Below are 22857 nucleotides of genomic sequence, written 5' to 3'. Positions count from 1 at the left end.
TTTTTCGGCGGAGGATTAGATATTTTTCAGAGGGCTTGGTAATAGGCACGGAGAAGTTTGTAAAAGAAGCGCTTGCCGAGCTAAGGGAGAAGCTTGGGCTTAAGCGCAGGCGGCGGAAGCTACTTTCTGTTTCGTCCTGGCTAAGCCTTAAAGCTTGCTAGAAAAACTATCGACAACTAAAGTGTTGACTTTCGGCTCTCAGAAAGGCAAAGTTTTGCCTAAAACTATCCGAGCACGATATTAAGGAGTACTTTATGTTAGATATCAGGCTTATTCGCGAAAAACCGGACTTTGTTAAAGAACGCCTTGCTCTTAGGGGTGAAGAATATCCCATAGACGAAGTCCTTTCCCTTGACAAGCGCCGCCGTGAGCTGCTCACCGAGGTTGAAAAGCTTAGACACGAAAGAAAAAACGCCTCAGATGAAATTGGTCGCCTGAAAAAAGAAGGCCAAGACGCCAGCGCCCAGATGGCAGCGGTAAAAGAGCTTGGCGAGCGCCTCAAAACCCTTGAAGCAGAACTAAGAGAAGTAGAAGCAAGACTGCGTATGCTTCTTCTTGAGATCCCTAATCTGCCCCATGAATCAGTACCGCCAGGAGAAGATGAAAAAGACAACCAATTAATAAAGCGCTGGGGTGATATCCGTGAGTTTGATTTTAAACCAAAGCCTCACTGGGAAATAGGAGAAAAACTCGGCATCTTTGATTTTTCCCGTGCTGCAAAAATTACAGGAAGCCGTTTTGTTGTTTATCGCGGTGCAGGAGCTCGTTTAGAAAGGGCTTTAATAAGCTTTATGCTTGATTTGCACACTCGTGAGCACGGTTATTACGAAGTATTACCCCCTTTTATTGTGAACGAAGACTCCATGATCGGCACAGGGCAGCTTCCCAAATTTAAAGAAGATCTTTTTAAACTTGAAGACTGGAATTATTACTTAATTCCCACCGCAGAAGTGCCTGTTACCAATTTACACCGTAATGAAATCCTTCCAGAAGAAAAGCTTCCGATCTATTACGTGGCCTACACACCTTGTTTTAGAGCTGAAGCAGGGGCCCACGGGCGCGATGTTAAGGGCATCATAAGGCAGCACCAATTCAACAAGGTTGAACTAGTCAAGTTTGTCCACCCTGACACATCTTACGACGAGCTGGAAAGCCTTACTTTAGATGCCGAAGAAGTGCTTCAAAAACTTAATCTTCCCTATCGCGTAGTAATCCTCTGCACCGGAGACCTTGGGTTTGCCGCAGCCAAAACTTACGACATAGAAGTTTGGTCCCCTGGACAAAATCGTTTTGTAGAGATTTCTTCCTGTAGCAACTTTGAAGATTACCAGGCCCGTCGCGCAAATATTAGATTCCGCCCTAAAGAAGGCAAAAAGCCACGCTTGGTTCATACCTTAAACGGCTCAGGCCTTGCAGTAGGCCGCACTCTCATGGCCATTATTGAAAACTACCAACAAAAAGACGGCACTGTAGTTGTTCCTGAAGTTCTGCGACCTTATCTTGGTGGTCAGGAAGTAATAGAGCCGGAAAAATAAATCTTAAGCAGCCTTTGCCATGAAAGAGTTCATCTATCTCGTATTAGGTATTATTTTGCTTTATGGCGGTGGTGAGGCATTAGTTAACTCTGCCACCCGTTTGGCACTACTTTTACGAGTTTCTCCATTAGTAATAGGGCTTACTCTTGTAGCCTTTGGTACCTCTGCCCCAGAGCTTGCGGCAACTTTAGTAGCAAGCTTTAAAGGCATCGGAGATGTGGCCTTTGGCAACGTGGTTGGCTCAAATATCGCCAATCTTGGTCTAGTCCTGGGTCTTGTGGCCATCATTCGCCCCTTAAAGACTTCGTTTCGCTTTGTTACCCAAGAAGTTCCTTTTATGCTCTTTACCGGAATTCTTCTTTATATTTTCGCCTACGATGGCAAACTCACTCGCCTAGAAGGCCTATTTTTACTTATTTTTCTTGCAGTTTTTTTAGTTTTTTTACTTAAGCGCTCAGGAAGCGTAGCTGCCCCTTCTCCAGAAAACGAAAAACCCGAAGTGAAAAAAGTTTTGCTCTACATCGCTGGGGTGGCCGTAGGAGTAGCGCTTCTTTCTCAGGGAGCAGAGTTTTTGGTAGAAGGTGCTGTTGGTATTGCGCGGAAATTTGGTATCTCTGAAAGGGTTATCGGCCTTACCATGGTGGCAGTGGGGACAAGCCTTCCTGAACTTTTTTCAACTTTAGTGGCTGCCTATCGGCGCGCTGGGGACATTATCCTTGGCAATGTTATTGGTTCAAACATTATGAATGTTTTAGCAATACTCGGTTGCACCTCTCTGATAAAACCCTTTACCTTTTCTCATCACGAGGTGACTTTTGACTTAAGCGTGATGATGGGCTTTTTCTTTTTGGCCTGGGCCATGCTCTTTATAGGCAAAGACGTAACCAGAAAAGAAGGAGCTATCCTACTTGGGTGCTACATCGTTTACATCCTCTATCTATACCGATAGGGCTGGCAGGGAGCTTTTCTTTTCTTTATGAGAAAAAGGGCAATCCCTACCACAACCATGGCAAAACAAAACTGCTGGCCTCTTGTCATCCAGCCAAATAAAAGCGGCACCCCAGCGTCTGGCTCACGGAAAAACTCTATGAAAAACCGGATGACACCATAGGCCACCAAAAAAGTGGCAAATTTATAGCCGCATGGCCAATTTTTCTTGCGTAAAAACCACATAAGAAGAAAGAGCACCAATCCTTCGCCAAAGGCTTCGTAAAGCTGAGAAGGATGCCGCGGTATAGGACCACCTTTAGGAAAAACCATAGCCCAGGGGACATCTGTAGGGCGACCGTATAGCTCACCATTTATAAAATTGCCAAGACGCCCAAGCCCAAGACCAATAGGTGCCGGGACTACAAAAAGATCAGCCCAAAACCAAAAATTAAGCCCGTGTTTTTTGGCGTAGATGTATCCGGTAATGAGAACACCAAGGAGCCCCCCGTGGAAAGACATACCACCGTGCCAGAGGGCAAAAATCTCTAAGGGATGCTTAAGATAGTAGCCGGGAAAATAGAAAAAAACATGGCCTAGGCGAGCGCCAATAATAAGACCCAGGGCACCCCAGAAAATGATGTTATCAAGGTGTGTTTCAAGTTCCCTTAACCCCCGCTCACGCAACTGATATTTAGTCAGAAAATACGCAGCCAGGAATCCCAGTAGATACATGAGACCATACCAGCGAATCGCAAGCGGGCCTATGTGAACAATAACCGGGTCAATGTGCGGATAAGAAATCATGAGGCCATTATAACGAGGCCTGCTAAAAGTTCCAGCTTTATTGTTTGCCTGTCCCTATTTCGGTTTATTTTGCCTGTCCCCATAACTGACTTATTTTTTCTTTGGAAAGAAAGCCATGTTTTGTGTTAAAAATAAAGAAAAGCTTTTCTCAGAGGAGGGTATCTATGAAGGTAAATCCGCTCATGTTTCGGGAGTACGACATACGTGGCAAGGTAGATCAGGACCTCACCGTGGAAGTTGCTGAAGCCATTGGCAAAGCCTACGGAACCATGGTCAAACGCACTGGTGGCAAAAAAGTAGTCTCTGGCCGAGATGGCCGGCTCTCTGGCCCTAAACTCCAGGAAGCCTTAATTAAGGGGATTCTCTCCACCGGTCTTGACGTGGTTGATATTGGCGTCACCCCTACTCCTGTAATGTATTTTTCCCTTTTTAAATTAGAAGGTATTGATGGAGGGATCCAGGTAACAGGGTCTCACAATCCCCCTGAATTCAACGGATTCAAAATATGCGTGGGCAAAGAAACCATCTATGGCCCCAAAATCCAAGAACTCCGTGAACTTATCGAAAAAGAAGACTTTGAATCAGGATCAGGAGAAAAGACATCCTATGACATCCTGCCAACCTATCTCAATTTTCTCAAAGAGAACATAAACGTTAAAAAACCTCTAAAAATCGTTATTGATTGCGGAAACGGCGTTACTGCCCTCACCGCGCCTTTTGCCTTCAAAGACCAAGGCTGTGAGGTAACTTCCCTTTATTGCGAAGTTGACGGCACTTTTCCCAACCACTTTCCTGATCCCACGGTAGCAGAAAACATAAAAGACTTGAGGGCCAAGGTCCTTGAGATTGGTGCTGACTTTGGCGTGGGCTACGATGGTGACGGTGACCGCATTGGCGTTATCGACGACAAAGGAAACGTGCTCTGGGGAGATCAACTTCTCATTATTTTTGCCCGTGACATCTTGCAGAAACACCCCGGAGCCACCATCATCGGTGAAGTTAAATGCTCACAAGTCATGTATGATGAAATCGCGCGGCTTGGCGGAAAACCCATTATGTGGAAAACCGGCCACTCCCTTATTAAAAACAAAATGAAAGAAGAAAAGGCCCTTCTTGCCGGAGAGATGAGCGGGCATATCTTTTTTGCAGACCGCTTTTTTGGTTTTGATGACGCCGTTTATGCCTCTTTACGGCTTGCAGAAATCGTCGCAAGCGCAGACACCCCTCTTTCTGAAATGCTAAAAGACTTGCCCAAAATGGTTTCAACCCCTGAAATCAGGGTGGAATGCCCTGATGAGAAAAAATTTGAAATTGTGCGCAGACTTACGGAAAAACTCAAAGCGGAGGGATTAAACGTCATTGATATCGATGGTGCAAGGGTTATTTTCGAAGATGGCTGGGGCCTTGTACGTGCCTCTAACACCCAACCCGTGCTCGTGCTTCGCTTTGAAGCAAAAGATGAAAAACGCCTGGCAGAAATACGCCGTTTTATCGAAGAAAAATTAGAACAAGTAAAGCAGGAAGTATAATGGAACCCCTTGGTTCAGTGCTCAAAAGAATGTGGGCGGCCCCTGCCTGGCAGAAAAGTCTGCTGGCCGCCCGCATTCTTGATTCCTGGGAAGGAATAGTCGGCAAACCCCTTGCCAGGGCAGTGAAGCCCCTTGGCTTTGCAAGAGGGGTGCTCATCCTTGAAGTGGCTGACAATATTTGGCTTCAGCGCCTGCGCTTTGAAGAGAAAAGGATCCTTGCACGCTTAAACGAATTAGCCGGTGAAGCTGTTTTCCAAAGAATCCGCCTAATTTTAAAAAGGGACAGGCAAAATTTTTATACTAAGCCTCCGCGAAAAGAAGTAAAACTTTCAGAGGCCCTTCTTGATCGTCTTCGCAAAGAACTAGCTATTATCGAAGACAACGAATTGCGGGAAGCCTTTTTGCGACTGCGCATCACCATTACCAAAAAAAGAATGCGTTACGGAGCAAAAAGACGCGCAACCTCATCGGTATAAGGCCCGCCCTTTTTGGTATACACGAAAAGCGGCGGAAGTATCCTCAGTTCTTGGCCACCAGCTTTTACAGCTTCAAGAAGAATAAGTCTTCCTTCGTCTTCGGGATAAGAATGCACCACGCGCAGGGTCTTAGGCGCAAACCCCTTTTCCTGGCACAGGTAAAGTATTTCCGGAAGCCTTTGGACCCCGTGAATAAGATAAAACCTTCCGCGGTTTCTCAAAGCAAGGGCCGCTGCGCTTAAAAAATCTGAAAGCGTGGCCAGGATCTCATGGCGGGCAATTCTTTCCTGAGGATCTGGTGAAAGCCTGCCTGTCCCCAATGGATAGTAAGGTGGGTTAGCAAAGACCACCTGAAAGGCCCCGGCTTTAAAGGGAAGTTTTTTCACATCCCCGCACACCGGGAAAACACCATCGCTAAAGTTATTTCGCTTTACGTTTTTAGCGAAACAAGCAACAAGTTCTTTTTGAATCTCAAGCCCTATGATCCGGTTTAAAGGATTCCGGTAAAAAAGAATAAGGCTTATTACTCCGCAGCCAGCCCCAAGCTCAAGGGCAATTTCCCCGGGTTTTAAGCGCACAAAACCCGCCAGCAGAAAAACTTCAAGGGAGAAACGATAACCTTTGGCTGGCTGGTATACCGTAAGGTTTCCTTTAAGCAGGCTTTCCTCACTAACCTCAGGCAAGTTCCACATAAACCTGGCCTTCTTTGCCAAAGCGTGCTAGGGCACTTCCTTCCGAGACTGCGATTTCAAGGTAACCTTCGCTTCCGATAAGAGCAAGGGGAGTGCCTTTAGGAGCTAGCCCATACGTCTTAAGAAAAGGTATTTCAAGGCCTTTGTAGCTGACTTTTTTTATTTCTTTTCCGGCAAGGTCAGTTTCGTGGATATTGGTAATGAGATTTCCGAAGCGGTCTACATAAATTATCGTCCCGACTATAATTTTTTCGTCTTTTTTAATCTTGGGCCAGGGAAGCCTCACTATTTCTTTGGCCTTAGGGCCAAAAGAAGAAGGCTCAACCCCTTTTGCCAGGTGAGCTGCCACCGGTGCAAAAATATCACGGCCGTGGAAGGTATGGCTCACTTCTTTGCGAAAATAGGCCTTATTCTTGAGCTCCCAGGCCGAAAACTCTTTTTCGCGCTCTAATACCAAAGTAAAAAGGCCATTGTCCGGGCCAATAAAAAAATACCTGCTCGCTGAGACAAGAATGCCTTTTCGTTCTGTGCCAACGCCAGGGTCCACCACCGCCACAAAAATGCTACCCTCTGGGAAATAACGATAAGAAACCCCCAAAAGATAGGCCCCGCTAGCTACATCCTGAGGGGGTACCTCATGGGATAGGTCAATAATATCTGCGGCGGGAAAGATAGACTTAATGACCCCCTTCATCACCGCCACGTAATGGTCTCTTACGCCAAAATCCGTTAGCAAGACAATAGCCATCAACGGCCCCCTGTTTTTTATTCAGGACCGTTAAACAGATGACATCTTAACATTATTATTGCAAGCGTTTTATTTTTTAGAGACCTTACAAAATACCTTTTCTTAAGGCCCGTCGAGGATCCATTCCCATTTTTCGTAACAAAAATAGGAACGATCCCTGCCCTTGTGCTTGCAACACCGATCCCGACAATTGTGCAAAGGTCTCTTTTTACGTGTCATTGTGCGCGCTTCAATTTTAGCAAACACATTTAGCCAAGCAGTATAAAGGAGCGGGAAACGGGATCGACCCAGCACAACGCCAGCTTGCGCCCTTTAAATTTAACAAGGGGGCCTGGGATTTTTAGGCTAGTCTTTTTCTTTCCTGGATTTTTTTCTCGTGCACGTTGACAATGCTTAAGTCAATATGGGTTTCATGTATTTCAAGCACATTAAAAGAGGGATAAGAGTAGCCCTTTAGCCTGCGCGAGGTGGCTGTCCCTGCGGTAATGAAAAACGTATTTTCAAGACGCCAGACCCAGGGATAGTGCTTGTGCCCTGAAAGCACACAGTTTACCCCTTCTTCAATACAGATTTTGAGCACGTCCCCGGCATCGCAAGGGATATTTCTTTCGCGTCCGGTGAAAGGAATGGGAAGAAGATGGTGATGGAGACAAAGGATCTTATACTTGTTGGTGCCGCGCATTTTTTCGCGAATAAGGTCGTAGTTTTCTCGGCCAACATGGCCGTCGTCTATATCAGGCTCGGTGGAATCTATTCCCAAAAAGGCAACTTTATCGTTTTCGAAGTATGGGAACCTGCTGCCAAAGACCTTCTCAAATATTTGATAGCCTTCATTACGCGCATCATGATTGCCTGGCACCACTATCAGGGGATATTTGATTTTGTCGAAATAATATTTGGCCATTTCGTATTCGTAGAGATAGCCGTCATCAGTAAGGTCGCCGGTTACCACCACGTAATCAGGTTTTAAGTCTTCCAAAAGATATATCAGGTTTTCCCCCCAGTTTTTCATGTAATTGTACCCGGTGACGTGAAGATCAGAAATATGGGCGAGTTTAAACATCGCAGGTTCCTCCTGTTTTTTTAGCAAAATAATGGTTGTTTTTTACGTGCTTATGTCCTCGTTGTAGCAATTCTGTGACAGGAACTTGTAATCATTTTTGCATAACTCCAAAAAAGGATAAAAAACGCCTTAAAAGCTAGATTTTCCAAGATTTTTTAAAAAATAGAAAAAATTCGTATCTTGAAATGGATTTTGTCAAAACCTTAACCTGGACATAAGGGAGACTTTTGCAAAATACCTTTTCTTAAGGCCTGTACAGGATCCTTTCCCGGCAATTTTGCAAAGGTCTCAATAATCCAGTTATTTAGGGGGCGGCATGAAAATTAAGCAAATCTTTTTTGTTTTCTGTTTAATGTTTTTTTATTCACCTTTGGCAAATGCTCAGGAGACCGAAGAGACACCCACCAAGCAGGAAGAAAAGGGATTTTTAGAAACCCTTACCGAAGAGGTAGGTAGCACAGCCAAAGAAGTTCTCGAAGAAAAAATCGAAGAATTCAAAAAGGGAAAAAGGGGCAAAATAGCCAGCGTTAAAGTCATAAAAGAAGAACCCGATCATTTAGTCCTTGAGGTTTCTTTCAAAAAAGTAGCCAACCCTGAAGAAGTATATATTACCGGGGAAGTTTTGCGTGCAGGAGCTCCGCTTTCTGACTTTGTGGTGGATAGGCTTCCGCTTGCCGCCAAGCAAGGCTTTATTCAGCTAAACGTTTATTACGTTGAACCTGAAACAACTGACTATGCGCCGGTTAAGACCGATCAAATAAGGGTTTATTTATACCCCTCTGGAGAACCGGATAATCGTTTTGGAGAATACTATCTCGCCTTGGTGCGCGATTGGGGAACACCTCCACAGGAAGAAGCCATTACTCTTGCTGAAGAAGAACCTTCTGCCGAACAAACGAGCCCTGAGCAACCCGAAGCAAAACCGCCTTTAATAAAGGTTCCTCAGCCTCCTTTTAAAGGGGTTGCGCCCAAGACTCCCCCGGCAAAAGAGCCGCCCAAAAAGGTAATCACAACCTTCGTTACCCGATATGATTTCTTCGCCAACGCGCACAAAGCCAAATGGCGCAGTCGTTACGGGGACCTTCCCTACCCTGGTAAAAATAACGACCGCCGCGGCTTTGCACGCCCTATTGCAAACGGCTATCTCTCCACGGGCAACCGCGCCATAAAGCTTCTTGAAACACATCCTGCCTGGGAACCAAGGGGCTGGATCTCAGGGGAATATCCGGTGCTCTTGCTTGGCAAAGGGGTTCATTTCAAAGCGGTAGTTGGCTTTTTAAAAGGAGCTAAGGCCTCAGATGGTGCCCTATTCAAGGTCTATGTCAAGGATGACCAGAACCGCAAAACCAGAGTCTTTGCACGCTATGTTTCTCCTGATCGCTATGTGCACGTTGATGTTGACCTTTCACGTTACGCTGGCAAACCCATTGCCCTTATCCTTTATGTAAATGCTTGGCGCACGTCAGCCCAAGATTGGGCGGTCTGGGTGGCTCCCCGTCTCACCACCAGATAGGAGGCCCAAGTGCATAAATTCTTCAAGGTTTTGATAGTTCTTATCGCTTCACTCTCGTTAAAAACCTCTCTTTTAGCAGCTAATTTCCAGGTTAAACCCATTTTCAAACCCCTGGCTCTAAAAAACATAAAACCCATAACCCCTCAAAAAGACGTAAGCCCCACAGGCCCAGATCCCAGCCGGGTGCTTGATTTGGCAGATATTTTAGAAGACGAAAAGCTTCTCACAGACCTTACCAACACCGTGGGCTTTGATCCGCATTTTGTGATCCAGGACAAAACTGCTACCAACGTTTTTTATTATGTACCAAGGGCCTTTTTGTTGCTTTGCGACGAAAAAGGCTATCACCTAGGGGTCCAGTACAATTACCAGGCTGTGCCAGGAGAACCTGCCGTAACTCTTAATCTTGACCTGGTAGCGCCGTTTAACCCAGGAGATACCAAGCTACTAAAGTATCTTTTGCGTGCAGGCTTGAAGCCACCCCCTGGCACAGAAATAAGGATCAAAGCCCTTCCAGCCTTGGGTGCCAAGGTTGATCTTGATTCCCTTGCCTCAGGCATTTCTCTTTCCAAAGAGCGTTTGTTTGTCATCGTTGGTTCTCATTTTAGAAAACCTATTCGTCTGGGAATGTTGCTTACCCCTGAAGAAGTCGAAGAGGTTCTTACCCAGCTAGGAGAAGAAGGGCTTGCAGGGGAGATGATCATTAAAATTGACGATAAGGAACTCCCTGTCCCCCTTGAAATCAGTTTTTCTAATTTTGCAGGCCCTAAATTGATAGGACTTGAAGACTGGCTTGCCCATCAAAAAGACGTCTACATCACTAATGTCACTTATTTTCCCATTAAACTCCGTGCCCTTTGTTCATATCGTCTCAAAAACGGCAGCCTGGAAAAATATTGCCGGGGCATTAAAGGCCATTTAAGACCCCGTAAAAAAGTAGCCTTTAAACTTCCTCCACCTGAAAAGATTTTGGGGCATAAGCTTTTGCTGGTCTGGTTTGATATGAGCCTTGATACCACGTGTAAACCCTGTCTTGCGAAGATAGAGCAGGAAGTGCGCCGTGGTGTGTCGCTTGCTCCCACCACCAAGCTCGTATGGGAAGTTATCCCCAACGTCTTTGAGACTCTAAATCTTTACAAAGTGATGGTAGAAATCCGCAGCAAGGCCCTTTCTTCCACAAGCGAAGAAACAAATAAAATCCTTGAATTCTCGCCGGAAAACACCCGCCAGGAAGTGCTTCTTTATCTCCACGAGCCTTCCCTTACCTACGAATACCGCATCTTTTTGGTGACCCAAGACGGAGCTCAGTTCAGACAAAAAGACTGGCAAAAGGCTGACTTAACCACCCAGATCACCGGAAAAAAGCAGCTAGAGGAGGTTTTATCTTCGGAAAACGAGCTCTAATTTTGGGGATACTTCTTTGTTTTTGGGCTGTCTCCGCTAAGTCTGAGCCTAATTTTTCAGTCTTTTTGGAAAGCGGTCCCTTACGCGCTTACCAGGACAAGGAAAAATCCTGTTTATGGTACCTTGCCCCACCTCCTCCAAAGCTCAAATATGTTAACGAAAAACCCTCTTATGCCTTGGAAGTTTTTGCCTATCATGGACGCAAGGCCACCGGGGATCGGGATAAATTTTGGCAAAAAGTTATTTTGACCCTTGATTTTGAACGCGCTTGGCCAGAAGAAGCCCGCAAAAACCTAAAAAAATTAATAGCTAAAAAGTATTTTTGTGAGGCCAAATTCCTTTCCCTTCCTATCAGCCAGGCCAAAGTCAAAATACTTTTCGGGGACCTTACCTACGCAAAAACCTGGGATACGCGCTGGCGCCCTCAAAAAATAGTCATTCCTCTTGAGGATTATTTAGGTGCCCTTCTTTGGAAAGCAGCGCAAAAAGGCCAGGTACTGCTAAGCCTTGTAATTGAGGAAAAAGCAAAAGGAGTGCGCCAAGAAAAAGGGAGAACCCTCCCAGCCAGCCTGACCTGGGTTTGGACCCTACCTTTAAACATGGACCGGCAAAAAAATCCCGCAAACTTCAGGCTTTACGACCTGGGAGGGCGCCTTGAAAGGGCTTACACCCAGCTTGATATCCTTTGCCTTGACTTTGTGGAAGAGACTCTTCCGCACTTATACGCCACTTTTGTAGAAATCGGATTTCCGGTAAACGGAAAAATCCTGATCAAAAAAGTTCGTTTTGATGAAAACACCCCTTTTCGCCAACAAGTCATCTTCCCTCTGGCTCACGAGCTAAACCGCCCGTATCGCTACCGGGTTCTTAGGGTGTTTGATGATGGGACGCAAAAAATTGGCCCCTGGCAGGAAAAGAAAGGTGAATTTGCCCTGGATATAACCCTTTACCGTAATGTGAAATCCTCAGAGGAGGCCCCATGAATATTAAGCGCTTATTCCTGATCTTTTGGTGTTTTTTATTTGTGGGCACCTGCTTGCATGCCCAGGAGATTTATCTAGATGGCGTCCAAAAATGCGGCGCACTTTATTGTTACCCCGCCCTAGATGATCCCCTTTCTTTTTATTACGTACCTGCAAATCCCAAGATCGCTGAGAAAAATGGTCGCCCGCAGTTTTCCTTTATGAAATATGCCCGCCTAAAAGAAGCTGAAAAAGCTGGCACCAAAGAAACCGAAGGCGGCGGGCTTGTCCATTTTCTGGCCACTTACGGAGTGGACAAAGATACGCTGCAAGAAGCCGAATCTGACCTTCAGACAAAAGTGCCTGGGGCTAAAATTGTCGGCCCAGTTGCCTTCAGGCGGGGAACCTATGTCATTGTCACGGCTTTTGCCAAAGAAAATAAGCGCTGGGTGAAAACCGTGGCCTTAGGAAAAGCCCCGCTCATGGAAGGCCAAAAAACAGCAGTCTCTTTTTCCCTGACCAAAGAAGGTGCTGAGCTTCTTTGGGAAAACTTCAAGATGGACACCTCTGATGTTTCGCTTGTGTTTGAAATGGAGTTTGCCGGCTACCGTAAACCCTTTGAGGCAGAAGTAATCATAGATTGGTCCAAAGTTTTTCAAAATCATCGGGTGCAGGCCGGTTTTCGTTACCTCTGGTTTGGGGCAGATGTCGACCTTCTCTTTCAGGAACTGCGGCGCACCGGAGCTATAAAAATCATCATGAAAGGCACCGACGCCCCCAGTGAAAAACTCCTTGCAAGTGTTCAGCAAAAACTTCTGGAAATAATGTTTGAACCCGTAGAAGACCAAAACATCGTCAAACAGATAATAAAAGAAGATAGCTACAGCAACCTTAACAAGGCCCTGGAATTCATCCTCAAGACTAAAAAGCTAGACAAAGTTTCTTTCTGGAAAAAATACTTTGAAATTAACTCTTTTTGGCATTCTTTCTGGGCCTGGTGCCCGGAGGCCCACGCCGGATCTCATTCCAGCGTAGCCTCTGTTTTTCAGGGCATTTTTGCAATTTTTGACGCCCTCACCAATAATTTTCGCCAAGATCTTATTAAAATTGCCAAACAAATCAAACAAAATCAGCAAAAAACCAGCTCTCCTCCCAGCCCCAACAAGTTTTTGTCTCCTTACGACAACCTTTGTAATGAACTTACTTCGGTTTGTACCCAAATAGTGAAAGACAAAAATCTAGTACGGGCCTGTCCTCTTCTTGAAAAATATCGTTGTAATCGGTGGGTAAAAAACGAGAAACAAACAGTTACCAAAGACGTCTCGCGCTGTACGCGAAGCTTTTTACGTTGCCTTGAAAAGCGCAGCCTAGACTATTGCATAAAGCGCTGGGATAAGTGCATGGCCCAGAAGAAAAAAAACTGGAAGAAACGAACCCAAATATTACAAAATCGGTATCTTTATCTATTACGCTGCGTAAACACTCCCAGTCAAAAGTGCCAGCGACGATTTGCCCGTTGCATGGACAAGGGGAAAAACCCCAAGCGTTGTCTTTCGGTGTTGTTAGCCTGTAGTTGCCCGGGAAAACCCAAAAAGAAACCAGACAAACCAGAGAAGCCAGACAAACCAGAGAAGCCTAATAAGCCTAATAAGCCAACTCCAGGCTCCCAGCCTAATCAGAATCAAAACAACCGCACAAACGGCGGCGGAAGCGGGAACAATAACAATCCCCCAGCGCCTGCTGCTGATAATGGCAAACCCAATAAGCCCGCTCAAGGCAAACAAACCGGCACTCATAAAGCAACACCACAAGCAAAAAAGAAAAAGACCCCGGGCATAAGCCTGATTGCCGCCTATCGTATGCGCCATATTAAACAATCCGGATACTTCTACTACAGCCTTAAGCGTTACCGTATCGAGCGCCAATACCAGGTCATGAGTGTCAATATCGGCGGGCTTTACCAGCGCTACGGCCATGACAAACGCATCTTTAGGGCAATTCTTCTTGATGATCCGGTATTTAAACAGCGCAATATCCTAGTAACCATCGATGGTCAGGACAGTGACGAATTCGCAAACTACGTGAACGCGGTAACCGTTGAACTTCGTAAACACCACCAATTTGGAGATGTTTCCACCGACGAGGTAGTTATCACCCCTGAGCTTTTTGACTCCCAGGGAAACGCCTTTTTCCTGCGTTATGGCTGGAAAGAAGACCACGATCGGGAAGCATGGTTGAAGTATCAATACCGGGTGGTGTGGCATTTAAAAGGCGGTGTCGAAATAGCAGAAAACTGGCGCGAGTCTTCTTCGGCAGCCATTACCATTACGCCACCTTTTCGCTACTTGCCTGTCACTATCGAAGGCGAAAGTGAAAGACTTGGCGCCAAAGGTGTAAGGCATGCGGTGGTTACCTTTGTTTCCAAAGTGAATGGGCATGAAATTTCCACCCAGGTTACCCTTAAAAACACCGGGAAGGCCTCTGGCAAGATCGTAAACGTCCCGGTTCCGCGCCAAGGCGATCCCCCTTTGGTCTTGATTTCCTGGCACCTAAAAGGCGGTGAAGAAATAGCCACCGGGCCCTTCCCTTTAAAAGGAAGCATCATCTATTGGGACGAACTTCCTGAAAACTAGGAGGCGATATGAAAAAGGCTTTAACCCTGAGCTTACTTACTGTTTTCCTCTTCCTGGCCAAAGCCCTGGCCTTGGTGAATTATGAAGCACCACCCATTGAGCTAAAGGGGGTGCTATTGCTTCAGGATGCCTATAATCCCAAAGCCTATTACTACCTGCCAAAAACCCCACGCATCGCCCTGACCCCAGATGGTCTTCCGGCCTTTGTCATGGTTAAGTTTGTGGACCCCAAAGGAGACACCAGCGGTGGACTTTTACATATGCTGGTAACCCTTACCCTTCCGCCTGATGAACTCGAAGACCTGCGCAAGGAGTTTGCCAAAATTCGCTCAGGGGCAGAAATAGTAGGGCCTCTTCCCCTTCTTCAGGCCAAAGAAGGAAGTTTCAAGGTTATTTCAGGGACACTTAGTGACAAAGGTTTTACCAGAAGTATAATTTCAAGCGGTCGCGCCCCTTTAACACCAGGTTCTCAGGCAGCCATCGCCGCGGTGCTTGATCAACACGGAGCCACCCTTCTCTGGAATTCTTTAAAAAGCCCAACCTCAGATGTTTCGGTAAGCATAAGGGCCTATTACGAGGCTCTCCTGCCCTCTATCAAAGCCCACGTGTATGCGGACATCAGCACGGTTTACGAACACTTCTCCAAGGTGAAAAACATCCAGGAAGATTACACCAGGGACCAAATCAGACGCATAACCGATGAACTGGTACGCACCGGGGTCATCAAAGTGGAAGTTCTTGAACGCCTGCCAGGAGACGCCGGAAACCGCGCTATTCAAAGCCTAGTTGATCTGCTCAGCCAAAAACTGACCGATTTGATCTTTGACCAACGCACGGGCTTTACTGCGGTTCCTGCCAAGGAAAAGGCCGTTGAAGCTGGCCAGATAAAAGGACGCCAAAAAAAGGGCTGGCTGGCACGACTTTTTACCAGCACCGGCAACCAAAAATACTACACCGACAACCAATTTGTCCTAAAAGAACGCAAGGACATAAGTCGAGGGGTCTTTAGCATAAACCTTACCCGGCGCACGGTTATCAAAGTCCCTTACGACACCGCTGGAAATCTCTCTGGTTTTTACGCGGTTTATCACGAAGATGCCAGATTATTTAAGGTGGTAAATCTCGCTGACCCTGCTTTTCAAAAAAGAGAGGTCTTTTTTCGGATTGATGGAGACTTTGTCCAGGCCTTTGAAAGTCTTATTAACTTTGCCAGTGTCACCCTGAAAAAGACCTATCCCAACCATGAAGAAGCCACTGGAGAGCTCATTTTCACCAGGGAAGACCTTCGCCAAGGGAAGTTTTCTAAAAGCTGGCGCTACGCAAGGCTTGGCCAAAAAGATGCCGGCTGGCTCAAATACGCCTATAAAACTTCCTGGGATTTAAAAGGCCATCACCAATTTGAATCTACGTGGCAGGAAACCGATGCCCCCATCATCACACTAGCCCCACCTCTTAAGCGCTTTGACCTTACGGTTGACGCCGACCGCCTTGCCTTTGAAGACTTTGGGGTGCGCGCAGCAGTGATCATGGTACGCTACAAGCTATTTGGCCAAAAAGTCATCAAACGACTGGCAGTGCTCAAGGCCTCTGATGGAGAATCCCTAAGCGAATTCATTCTGTTTTTGGATCCAAAGGCCACCCTGGAATATCAGGTTTCCTGGTTTTATAGCGACGGCCAGCGCATAAAAAAAGACTGGCAAACACTTGAAGAGGGCTATCTTTTTCTCAGCCCCCCAGAATAACAACTTTTCAGGAGGCATTATGAGAAACAAATTAGCATTTTTGAGCCTTTTATTTTGGTTGATAGCCGGGATAAGTTATGCAGGGCCATTTCAACTTAAATTCCCACCCAAGTTTAACATTCCAAACCAGGTGGTTATCCCCTCCCAAAAGGAAGTTAAAGAAACCCTAGGGGTTCGCTACGGAAAATACGTGGACATTACGTTAAGTGACGGCACGGTGGTGCGCTGCTATCCGGCAGCAACAGTAGATCCCAATGTCATTTCCCGCAACTGGTATTATCTCCCCACAAGCCCCCATATTGCCCGGGATGCCCGAGGGGTGCCCCAGTTTTCGCTAATCAAGTTTGTATCAGATAAAAGCAAAGAACAAGGCGGCGTTGAAGGCGCCGTGCTTCACTTTTTAGTGGAATTTGGCTTAAGTCCCGAACAAAAAAAGGAACTCGAACGCAAATTCAAGGCCCGCGTTAAAGGGGCTGTGCTCAAAGGCGCGGTACCGCTTGAAAACACCGCAGAAGGGAATAGCTTTCGCGTTATCTCGGCCATTTTTGAAGACAAAGGCTTTACTTCACACATCATTACCAGCGGCAAAGCCCCGGTTATGGAAGGGCAAAAAGTAGCAGTAGCTGCAAGGCTTAGCGCCTACGGAGCAACTCTTTTAGAAAAAAGCCTTGAGCTTCCCACTTCTCAAATCTCAGTAGAGTTTGAACTACGTTACCTTACCAAAATTCCCGCTTATCGTGCCAAAGTGACCATAGACTATGATCGCTACCACCAAATCCGCCAGGATTTGATGTACAAAAGGCAAGTCAACAAGAAAAGATACTGGGACCCGAAGTGGTACAACATCTTTAATCGCAGTTCCCATACTTACATTACCGAAACCGAAAAGCAGCATTTTATCGACTTCTTAAGCAGCAACGGGGTGGTAAAGATTGAGATAGACCAGATGCCTGAGGCAGACAAAGAGATAGTGGAAATGGGGCTTCATAAGATAGTCCTTGAGGAGTTTTTCAACATGCAACGCACTATGGCTGAGGCCCTAGGAGAAAAGACTGAACCAGAAAAAATAGAACTTTCTGAAGAACAGCGCAAAACAGCTAAAAAAGTGCGAGGCTATAAGGCCTATATTTTGCAGGCCAAAGATATCAGGCGTAAAGGGCGCGTAACGATTGATTTGCGCAAAGTAAGTGCTCGCTATGATTCTCATCTCATGACCGGAAACGTAGCAACCTGGTACAAAAAATTCAAAAATGACCCCCGCCTGGTGGCAGAGGTAAACCTTGACGATCCCTTCTTCAAAAGACGCGAAATTCGTTTTGTGATTGACAACGAGGCCTATGACATCTTCAAGAAGATGGTCAATTACGCCACGGTGCTAGTCCAGGTTCCAAGACCAGGCCATCCGCCTTTTGAAGACCAGATCACCATTGACCGCAAATATCTCGAAGAACACGGCCAAACGGCCACGCTCACTTTTGCAAGCCTTGGAAAGCTTCCAGAAGAAGGCCCTATCTTCCGGTATGCCGTGCAGTGGAGCTTACGCGGTGGCTATCTTTTTCCCCGTGAGCCCAAATGGGCCCCTGGAGACATCATGGCCGTGACCCTTGCCGCACCGGTTCGCCCTAGAGTAATCGAGGCCGAAGCTGATATCGAAGAGCTTAAAAGCCTTGGGATCAGCCGTGTGGTGGTGGAATTACGTTATCGGCGTTTCGGAAAAACCTTTGTTGACCATGCTCCTTTAAAGATTTCGGTAACCCAAGGTGAACCCTTGGCCCAGACGGTTATTTACCACGACAGGGAAAATGAGCGTGTGGAATACCGCACCATCTTTTACCACAAAAAACTTGGCCGCCTCACGGGTAACTGGCAAGAAGTTCAAGGCGATTATATCTTTTGTGCCCCGGCCAAAGAAATGCTCGAAAAAATCTAGTTTTCTTTGGGCGATTCTTCCGCAGGATAAAGATGCACGTCGCGCTGGGGAAAGGGGATGGTGATGCCTTCTTCGGAAAAGCGCTCGTGGATACGTTTGATAAGGTGATGCATGGCAGGGCCTTTGTGCCTGGGATCATCCACCCAGCAAAGAAGTTCCAAATTTATCGAAGAATCACCAAAGTTGCGGTAACGCACCCTGGGCTCTGGGAATTTTTCTACGTGAGGAGCAGCCTTAACAAGCTCTAGAAGGACTTTTTCTACTTTTTCAAGGTCTGAACCATAGGCCACTCCCACCGGCACCCGCAATCTAAAACGGGGCTCAGGGGCACTTTCGTTTATTATCTTTGAATTTGCCATAATGGAGTTAGGGATGGTGATGATGATGTCGTCTCGGGTGCGAATGCGGGTTGAACGAATACCTACGTCAATCACTTCGCCTCGCTCACCAGAATCAAGGATGATGTAATCACCCACCTTGTAGGTTCGGTCAAGAAATAGCGAAATGCCCCCAAAAAAGTTGGCAAGGGTCTCCCGCGCAGCAAGAGCTACCGCCACACCAACAATACCCGCCGAGGCAAGAAGAGGCGTTATGTTTACGTTCCAGATGCTTAAGATGATAAAAGAGGCAGTAACAAAAATGATTACGTAGGCGATGTTTTTAAGAAGTACCAGGATATCGGCACCAAGATGCCCAAAACGCTCGGCAAAATACCCTTTGCGTTTGGTGAGCCATCTGACAAACCTAAAAGCGGTTACTGTCCAGATAAGACAAATGATGGTCTTAATCAGGTTTTGGACAATAAACTCGAAGCGCGAGCCAAGATTTAAGATATAGGTTGCGTGGGCAAGCCCCAAAAGGGCCACGTTTAAAACTACCGGCCAATGCAAAAAGCGTAAAATGGCATCATCAAAAGTAATCTTAGTAAGTGAGGCCAGGCGTTTTAATCCCTTCACGAAAATAAGATCAACTATCTTGGCCAGGATGAGATAAAGAAAGATTACCAAAAGCGCGCCAAGCCATTTGTGAGCAATAATTTGGGCCCAGGCCTCTCGTAAGCTCTCAATATTCATAGGACCTGACTATAAGGTCTTTGGCGTTTAGGTGCAACCATTCAAAACTTAACAATCGCAATGGATGCTTCGCCTGCGGATTCCATCTGTGGATTCTTCGCCTGGGGCCCAGGACGAAAAAGCAGAAAATGCCCAAGATGACAATGAGAGAAGGATTACGTTATAATCCTTCATGAAAAAACTTAAAGACTTATCCCTGAAGTTTATTGATCATGATTGAGACCTTTGCAAAATACCTTCTCTTAAGGCCCGTTAGAGGATCCGTTCCTCTTTTTCGTTCCGAAAAATGGGAACGGATCCCTTACGCTTGTACCGGCAACACTGATCCCGATGATTTTGCAAAGGTCTCATGATTGCTTATACCAAAAATTGATCCCAAAGAGATGAAAATACTTTTTGTTTACCCGTATTTTTTAAATGAACGCCCAAAAGATTACGACGTTAAGCCCCTTCCCATAGGGCTTTACTATCTCGCCGCAGTCCTAAAGGAAAAAGGCCACGAGGTAGAAATTCTTAACTGGTATAACTTCAAAGATCTTCTCAAGGCGCGAGAATATTTTCGCCAAAAGCGCCCTGATCTTATTGGCTTTTCTATCTTTAACGCCAACCGCTGGGGAGGCATTGACCTTGCCAAAGTGGCCAAGGAAGCTCTTCCAGATGTCCCCATTGTTTTCGGAGGCTTAGGGGCCACTTTTCTCTGGGAACACCTCCTTACCCACTTTCCAGAGATTGATTACGTGATCGTGGGAGAAGGCGAAAGCGCTTTTCTTTCCCTGGTTGAAGGGCTTGCTGCTCAAGAGCCTTCGTCATCCCTTGCTAAAATTCCGGGGATTGCCACCCGTGTTAACGGAAAGCCACACCTTTTAACAACTGCCGATTTTTGTCCGAATATAGACACCTTGCCTGACCCTGCGCGCTATTTCACCTTTCAACATGTTATTTCTTCGCGTGGATGCCCGTGGAATTGTGTTTTTTGCGGCTCCCCAAGGTTTTGGAAACGCAAGGTGAGGTTTCATTCTCCAGCATATTTTGTAGAGCAGTTAGAGCGCCTCTACCGCAAGGGCGTAAATTTCTTCTATGTCTCTGACGACACCTTTACCCTTGACAAGGAACGGGTAATCCGCATTTGTGAAGAAATCTTGAAAAGAAGGCTAAACATAACCTGGCAGGCCATCTCACGGGTGGATTGCCTTGATGAAGAAATAGTTTATTGGCTTAGACGCGCAGGGTGTTTGCAAATAAGCTTTGGTGTGGAGAGCGGTTCAGACAAAATAAGAAACAAAGTCCTTAACAAGAAACTTTCCAAAGAAAGCATAAAAAAGGCCTTTGAGCTCTGTCGGTCTTACGGAATTCTCCCAAGGGCCTATTTTATTTACGGCTGCCCTGGTGAGAGCCGCAAGACCATTCAAGCAAGCATTGACCTCATGAAACAAATCAAACCCCTAAGCATGCTCTGCTACATCCTTGATATTTATCCAGGTACAGCCCTTTATGATGATTTTAAAAAGCGCACCGGAGCAAATGATGATATTTGGCTAAAGCGCATTGAGGACATCATGTATTACGAAACAGATCCCGATCTTTCCGCTGAGAAAGTAAAGCGCTTTGGGCAAAAACTGCACCAGGCCTTCCAGAAAAATCTGCCACGCTTTATAGAGACCCTTGCGCTGGTGGACAAAAAAGAACTCTATCCCTATCATGCCGATTTTTTAACGCGCCTTGCCATGACTTTGCGCTACGGTGAGCTTGCGGAAAAAGACATCCCCAGACGCGAAGAACTGGCAGAAAAGCTTTTCCGTAAGGCCTTGAGTTACTATCCAGACCACCATGCCTACCTTGGCCTGGGCATTATCCTTCAGCAAAAGCGCCTTTTTGAAGAGTCGATAGCTGTACTTGAAGAAGGACTTAAGCATTATCCTCAAAGCGAACAGTTACACGTATGCCTGGCAGTAAATCTGATGCAGCTTGGAAAGTTTAAAGAGGCCCTTGAGCATCTTTTGCCTTTTCCGGAATCACCAGATGCCCTTGCCCGGGCAGCCGCCTGCTACGAGGCCCTGGGGGACAAAGTCCGCATGCACCAGTGCCTTGTGCGCTGGCAGGCCTTACAAAACCGCAGCTAAAAAAATTTTTGTTTCGCAAGATTTTCTTAGCGGCAAAAGGCCAAGCAAAATTTGTAAAAGTCGCCTTTTTACTATGGCAAGCGTCCCTGCGCGTCATTACGAGCGCTTAAGTACGCGAAGCAATATCAGGCCTAACAAAAAAGAAATCTTCACGAAAAGCTTAGCCCGCCTGAAAATAAGAAAAACGAAATGAGATTCCTTATGATATTCAAATTCAAGAAGGGCTAGAGCCGTCCTTGAACTCATGTGAGCCGGTTAAATTTACATTTTTGTAATTTGTTAAAAGCAAGAAAATTTGCCAGCACCTAATTTTTTACAAAAATGTAAGATATTTTTTCATCTAATAGGAATTTATTTGCATTTCAGGAGTTCTGCAGCATGGCATGTGTATTGCTTAAACAGAAAACAAAAAATTTGTAGGAGGTATTTTTATGAATGCTGCTGATACTGCTTTTATGATGTTAGCCTCGGCCCTGGTAATGTTTATGACCCCGGGGCTTGGACTTTTTTACGGTGGGCTTGTGCGGCGCAAAAATGTTCTCTCCATCATCATGCAATGCTTCATTTGCTTAGGGCTGGTGAGTCTAATATGGTTTGTCTATGGCTACAGTTTAGCCTTTGGCAACGACCACGCAGGTATAATAGGAGACCTTTCTTATCTCTTTTTAAAAGGGGTAGGGCTCGATCCAGGACCTCCGGCAGACAACATTCCGCATCTTCTTTTTGCGGCCTTCCAGCTCATGTTCGCCATCATTACCCCGGCGCTTATCACCGGAGCTTTTGCTGAACGGATGCGTTTTTCAAGCTTCTTAATCTTTACAACTTTGTGGGTGACATTTGTTTATTTACCCCTTTGCCACTGGGTATGGGGCGGCGGATGGCTTGGTAGCCTGGGAGCTTTAGACTTTGCCGGAGGAACCGTTATTCACATTGCATCTGGTGCCTCTGCCTTGGCTACGGCCCTGGTGGTAGGAAGGCGTATCGGCTATGGACGCGAAGCCTTTCATCCCCACAACCTTCCCCTCACGGTTTTAGGAGCTGCTATTCTTTGGTTTGGTTGGTTCGGTTTTAACGCTGGAAGCGCCCTTGCAGCAGACAAAATTGCCGTGCTAGCCTTTATGAACACACAGCTTGCTGCTGGTGCCGCGGCATTTTCCTGGGCTTTGACTGAGTGGGTCTATCAAGGGAAACCTACTACGCTTGGTGCGGCTTCAGGTGCCGTAGCGGGTTTGGTTGCCATTACCCCTGCTGCTGGTTTTGTGCCAGTTTGGGCAGGCGTGGTAATCGGGATTTTGGCTGGCCTAGTTTGCTATCTGGCAGTACTTGCCAAGAGCCGTTTAGGCTATGACGACGCCTTAGACGTCGTAGGTATCCACGGAGTAGGCGGCTTTTTTGGCGCAGTTGCTACGGGAATTTTTTGCTCTGTGGCAGCTAACCCTGGTGGCGCAGATGGTTTAATATTCGGAAACGTCCACCAGTTTTTGATCCAGGTTCTTGGGGCTACAGTCTCGGTGATTTACTGCTTTGTGGTAAGCTACGTACTACTTAAAGTGGTTGATGCCTTTTGTAAGCTTCGTGCTGAGCGTGAAGACGAGATTCAAGGCCTTGACCTCAGCGAACACGGAGAAACAGGCTACAGCTTATAATTTTTCTCTCTGAGATAACGCTTGCCGAATAAAACAGGATCCGTTCCTATTTTTCGG

At 46.3% G+C, this 22857-nt stretch carries 17 protein-coding genes; 12 read left to right on the top strand and 5 right to left on the bottom strand.

What is annotated here, in order from left to right; genetic code table 11:
- The first annotated feature begins 254 nt into the window (after positions 1-254).
- Complete coding sequence (serS, locus tag H528_RS0105285) at positions 255-1535, top strand: serine--tRNA ligase (RefSeq protein ID WP_022853296.1); 1281 nt, start codon at positions 255-257, stop codon at positions 1533-1535.
- A 19-nt stretch (positions 1536-1554) separates the two neighbouring features.
- On the top strand, positions 1555-2484 hold the full coding sequence (locus H528_RS0105280) for a calcium/sodium antiporter (protein WP_022853295.1): 930 nt from the start codon (positions 1555-1557) through the stop codon (positions 2482-2484).
- On the opposite strand, the gene lgt is transcribed toward H528_RS0105280, so the two are convergent.
- Positions 2469-3269 carry a prolipoprotein diacylglyceryl transferase gene (gene lgt, locus H528_RS0105275; protein ID WP_022853294.1) on the bottom strand — a complete coding sequence of 267 codons (801 nt, stop codon included), beginning with the start codon at positions 3267-3269 and terminating at the stop codon, positions 2469-2471. The two genes, H528_RS0105280 and lgt, sit on opposite strands and share 16 nt — an antisense overlap.
- 164 nt (positions 3270-3433) lie before the next feature.
- Between lgt and H528_RS0105270 the strand changes: the two genes are divergently transcribed.
- Positions 3434-4798, top strand: a complete 1365-nt coding sequence (locus H528_RS0105270; protein WP_022853293.1) for a phosphomannomutase/phosphoglucomutase — start codon at positions 3434-3436, stop codon at positions 4796-4798.
- Entirely contained in the window at positions 4798-5274 is a 477-nt protein-coding gene (locus H528_RS0105265; protein ID WP_022853292.1) for a DciA family protein, read from the top strand. Before H528_RS0105270 ends, H528_RS0105265 begins: the two co-directional genes overlap by 1 nt.
- Here H528_RS0105265 and H528_RS12790 read toward each other — a convergent pair.
- From H528_RS12790 to H528_RS12785, 3 genes are all read right to left on the bottom strand, one after another.
- Positions 5238-5966, bottom strand: a complete 729-nt coding sequence (locus tag H528_RS12790) for a tRNA1(Val) (adenine(37)-N6)-methyltransferase (RefSeq protein WP_022853291.1) — start codon at positions 5964-5966, stop codon at positions 5238-5240. The genes H528_RS0105265 and H528_RS12790 overlap by 37 nt on opposite strands.
- Positions 5950-6714: an SAM hydrolase/SAM-dependent halogenase family protein gene (locus H528_RS0105255; protein ID WP_022853290.1), complete on the bottom strand. Its 765-nt coding sequence runs from the start codon at positions 6712-6714 to the stop codon at positions 5950-5952. Before H528_RS0105255 ends, H528_RS12790 begins: the two co-directional genes overlap by 17 nt.
- A 340-nt stretch (positions 6715-7054) precedes the next feature.
- Positions 7055-7777, bottom strand: coding sequence for a metallophosphoesterase family protein (locus tag H528_RS12785; RefSeq protein ID WP_033396290.1), 723 nt, complete (start codon positions 7775-7777; stop codon positions 7055-7057).
- Positions 7778-8093: 316 nt separating this feature from the next.
- On the opposite strand from H528_RS12785, the gene H528_RS0105245 reads away from it, so the two are divergent.
- From H528_RS0105245 to H528_RS0105220, 6 genes are all read left to right on the top strand, one after another.
- Positions 8094-9290, top strand: a complete 1197-nt coding sequence (locus tag H528_RS0105245; protein WP_022853288.1) for a hypothetical protein — start codon at positions 8094-8096, stop codon at positions 9288-9290.
- Between the two features lie 9 nt (positions 9291-9299).
- On the top strand, positions 9300-10694 hold the full coding sequence (locus H528_RS0105240) for a hypothetical protein (RefSeq protein WP_022853287.1): 1395 nt from the start codon (positions 9300-9302) through the stop codon (positions 10692-10694).
- Between the two features lie 65 nt (positions 10695-10759).
- Positions 10760-11677: a hypothetical protein gene (locus tag H528_RS0105235; RefSeq protein WP_157608142.1), complete on the top strand. Its 918-nt coding sequence runs from the start codon at positions 10760-10762 to the stop codon at positions 11675-11677.
- Complete coding sequence (locus H528_RS0105230; protein ID WP_022853285.1) at positions 11674-14289, top strand: hypothetical protein; 2616 nt, start codon at positions 11674-11676, stop codon at positions 14287-14289. Before H528_RS0105235 ends, H528_RS0105230 begins: the two co-directional genes overlap by 4 nt.
- An 8-nt stretch (positions 14290-14297) precedes the next feature.
- Positions 14298-16031, top strand: coding sequence for a hypothetical protein (locus H528_RS0105225; RefSeq protein WP_022853284.1), 1734 nt, complete (start codon positions 14298-14300; stop codon positions 16029-16031).
- A 19-nt stretch (positions 16032-16050) separates the two neighbouring features.
- On the top strand, positions 16051-17961 hold the full coding sequence (locus H528_RS0105220; RefSeq protein ID WP_022853283.1) for a hypothetical protein: 1911 nt from the start codon (positions 16051-16053) through the stop codon (positions 17959-17961).
- Here the strand turns inward: H528_RS0105220 and H528_RS0105215 are convergent.
- Complete coding sequence (locus H528_RS0105215) at positions 17958-19034, bottom strand: mechanosensitive ion channel family protein (protein ID WP_022853282.1); 1077 nt, start codon at positions 19032-19034, stop codon at positions 17958-17960. The genes H528_RS0105220 and H528_RS0105215 overlap by 4 nt on opposite strands.
- A 383-nt stretch (positions 19035-19417) precedes the next feature.
- Here H528_RS0105215 and H528_RS12780 point away from each other — a divergent pair, with 383 nt between their 5' ends.
- Together H528_RS12780 and H528_RS0105195 are read left to right on the top strand one after the other, a co-directional pair.
- A complete protein-coding gene (locus H528_RS12780; RefSeq protein WP_084677653.1) occupies positions 19418-21154 on the top strand; it encodes a B12-binding domain-containing radical SAM protein in 1737 nt (578 codons plus the stop codon).
- Positions 21155-21585: 431 nt separating this feature from the next.
- Complete coding sequence (locus tag H528_RS0105195) at positions 21586-22800, top strand: ammonium transporter (RefSeq protein WP_022853278.1); 1215 nt, start codon at positions 21586-21588, stop codon at positions 22798-22800.
- Positions 22801-22857: the final 57 nt, after the last annotated feature.

Source organism: Thermodesulfatator atlanticus DSM 21156 (genome assembly GCF_000421585.1).
GTDB classification, from domain to species: domain Bacteria; phylum Desulfobacterota; class Thermodesulfobacteria; order Thermodesulfobacteriales; family Thermodesulfatatoraceae; genus Thermodesulfatator; species Thermodesulfatator atlanticus.
The sequence above is the reverse complement of the archived record's forward strand: the minus strand, read 5'-3'. Positions and strand labels throughout refer to the sequence as shown.

Coding starts and splice junctions, on each gene's coding strand:
- serS (WP_022853296.1), top strand. CDS start 255: ATGTTAGATATCAGGCTTATTCGCGAAAAACCGGACTTTGTTAAAGAA.
- H528_RS0105280 (WP_022853295.1), top strand. CDS start 1,555: ATGAAAGAGTTCATCTATCTCGTATTAGGTATTATTTTGCTTTATGGC.
- lgt (WP_022853294.1), bottom strand. CDS start 3,269: ATGATTTCTTATCCGCACATTGACCCGGTTATTGTTCACATAGGCCCG.
- H528_RS0105270 (WP_022853293.1), top strand. CDS start 3,434: ATGAAGGTAAATCCGCTCATGTTTCGGGAGTACGACATACGTGGCAAG.
- H528_RS0105265 (WP_022853292.1), top strand. CDS start 4,798: ATGGAACCCCTTGGTTCAGTGCTCAAAAGAATGTGGGCGGCCCCTGCC.
- H528_RS12790 (WP_022853291.1), bottom strand. CDS start 5,966: ATGTGGAACTTGCCTGAGGTTAGTGAGGAAAGCCTGCTTAAAGGAAAC.
- H528_RS0105255 (WP_022853290.1), bottom strand. CDS start 6,714: ATGGCTATTGTCTTGCTAACGGATTTTGGCGTAAGAGACCATTACGTG.
- H528_RS12785 (WP_033396290.1), bottom strand. CDS start 7,777: ATGTTTAAACTCGCCCATATTTCTGATCTTCACGTCACCGGGTACAAT.
- H528_RS0105245 (WP_022853288.1), top strand. CDS start 8,094: ATGAAAATTAAGCAAATCTTTTTTGTTTTCTGTTTAATGTTTTTTTAT.
- H528_RS0105230 (WP_022853285.1), top strand. CDS start 11,674: ATGAATATTAAGCGCTTATTCCTGATCTTTTGGTGTTTTTTATTTGTG.
- H528_RS0105225 (WP_022853284.1), top strand. CDS start 14,298: ATGAAAAAGGCTTTAACCCTGAGCTTACTTACTGTTTTCCTCTTCCTG.
- H528_RS0105220 (WP_022853283.1), top strand. CDS start 16,051: ATGAGAAACAAATTAGCATTTTTGAGCCTTTTATTTTGGTTGATAGCC.
- H528_RS0105215 (WP_022853282.1), bottom strand. CDS start 19,034: ATGAATATTGAGAGCTTACGAGAGGCCTGGGCCCAAATTATTGCTCAC.
- H528_RS12780 (WP_084677653.1), top strand. CDS start 19,418: ATGAAAATACTTTTTGTTTACCCGTATTTTTTAAATGAACGCCCAAAA.
- H528_RS0105195 (WP_022853278.1), top strand. CDS start 21,586: ATGAATGCTGCTGATACTGCTTTTATGATGTTAGCCTCGGCCCTGGTA.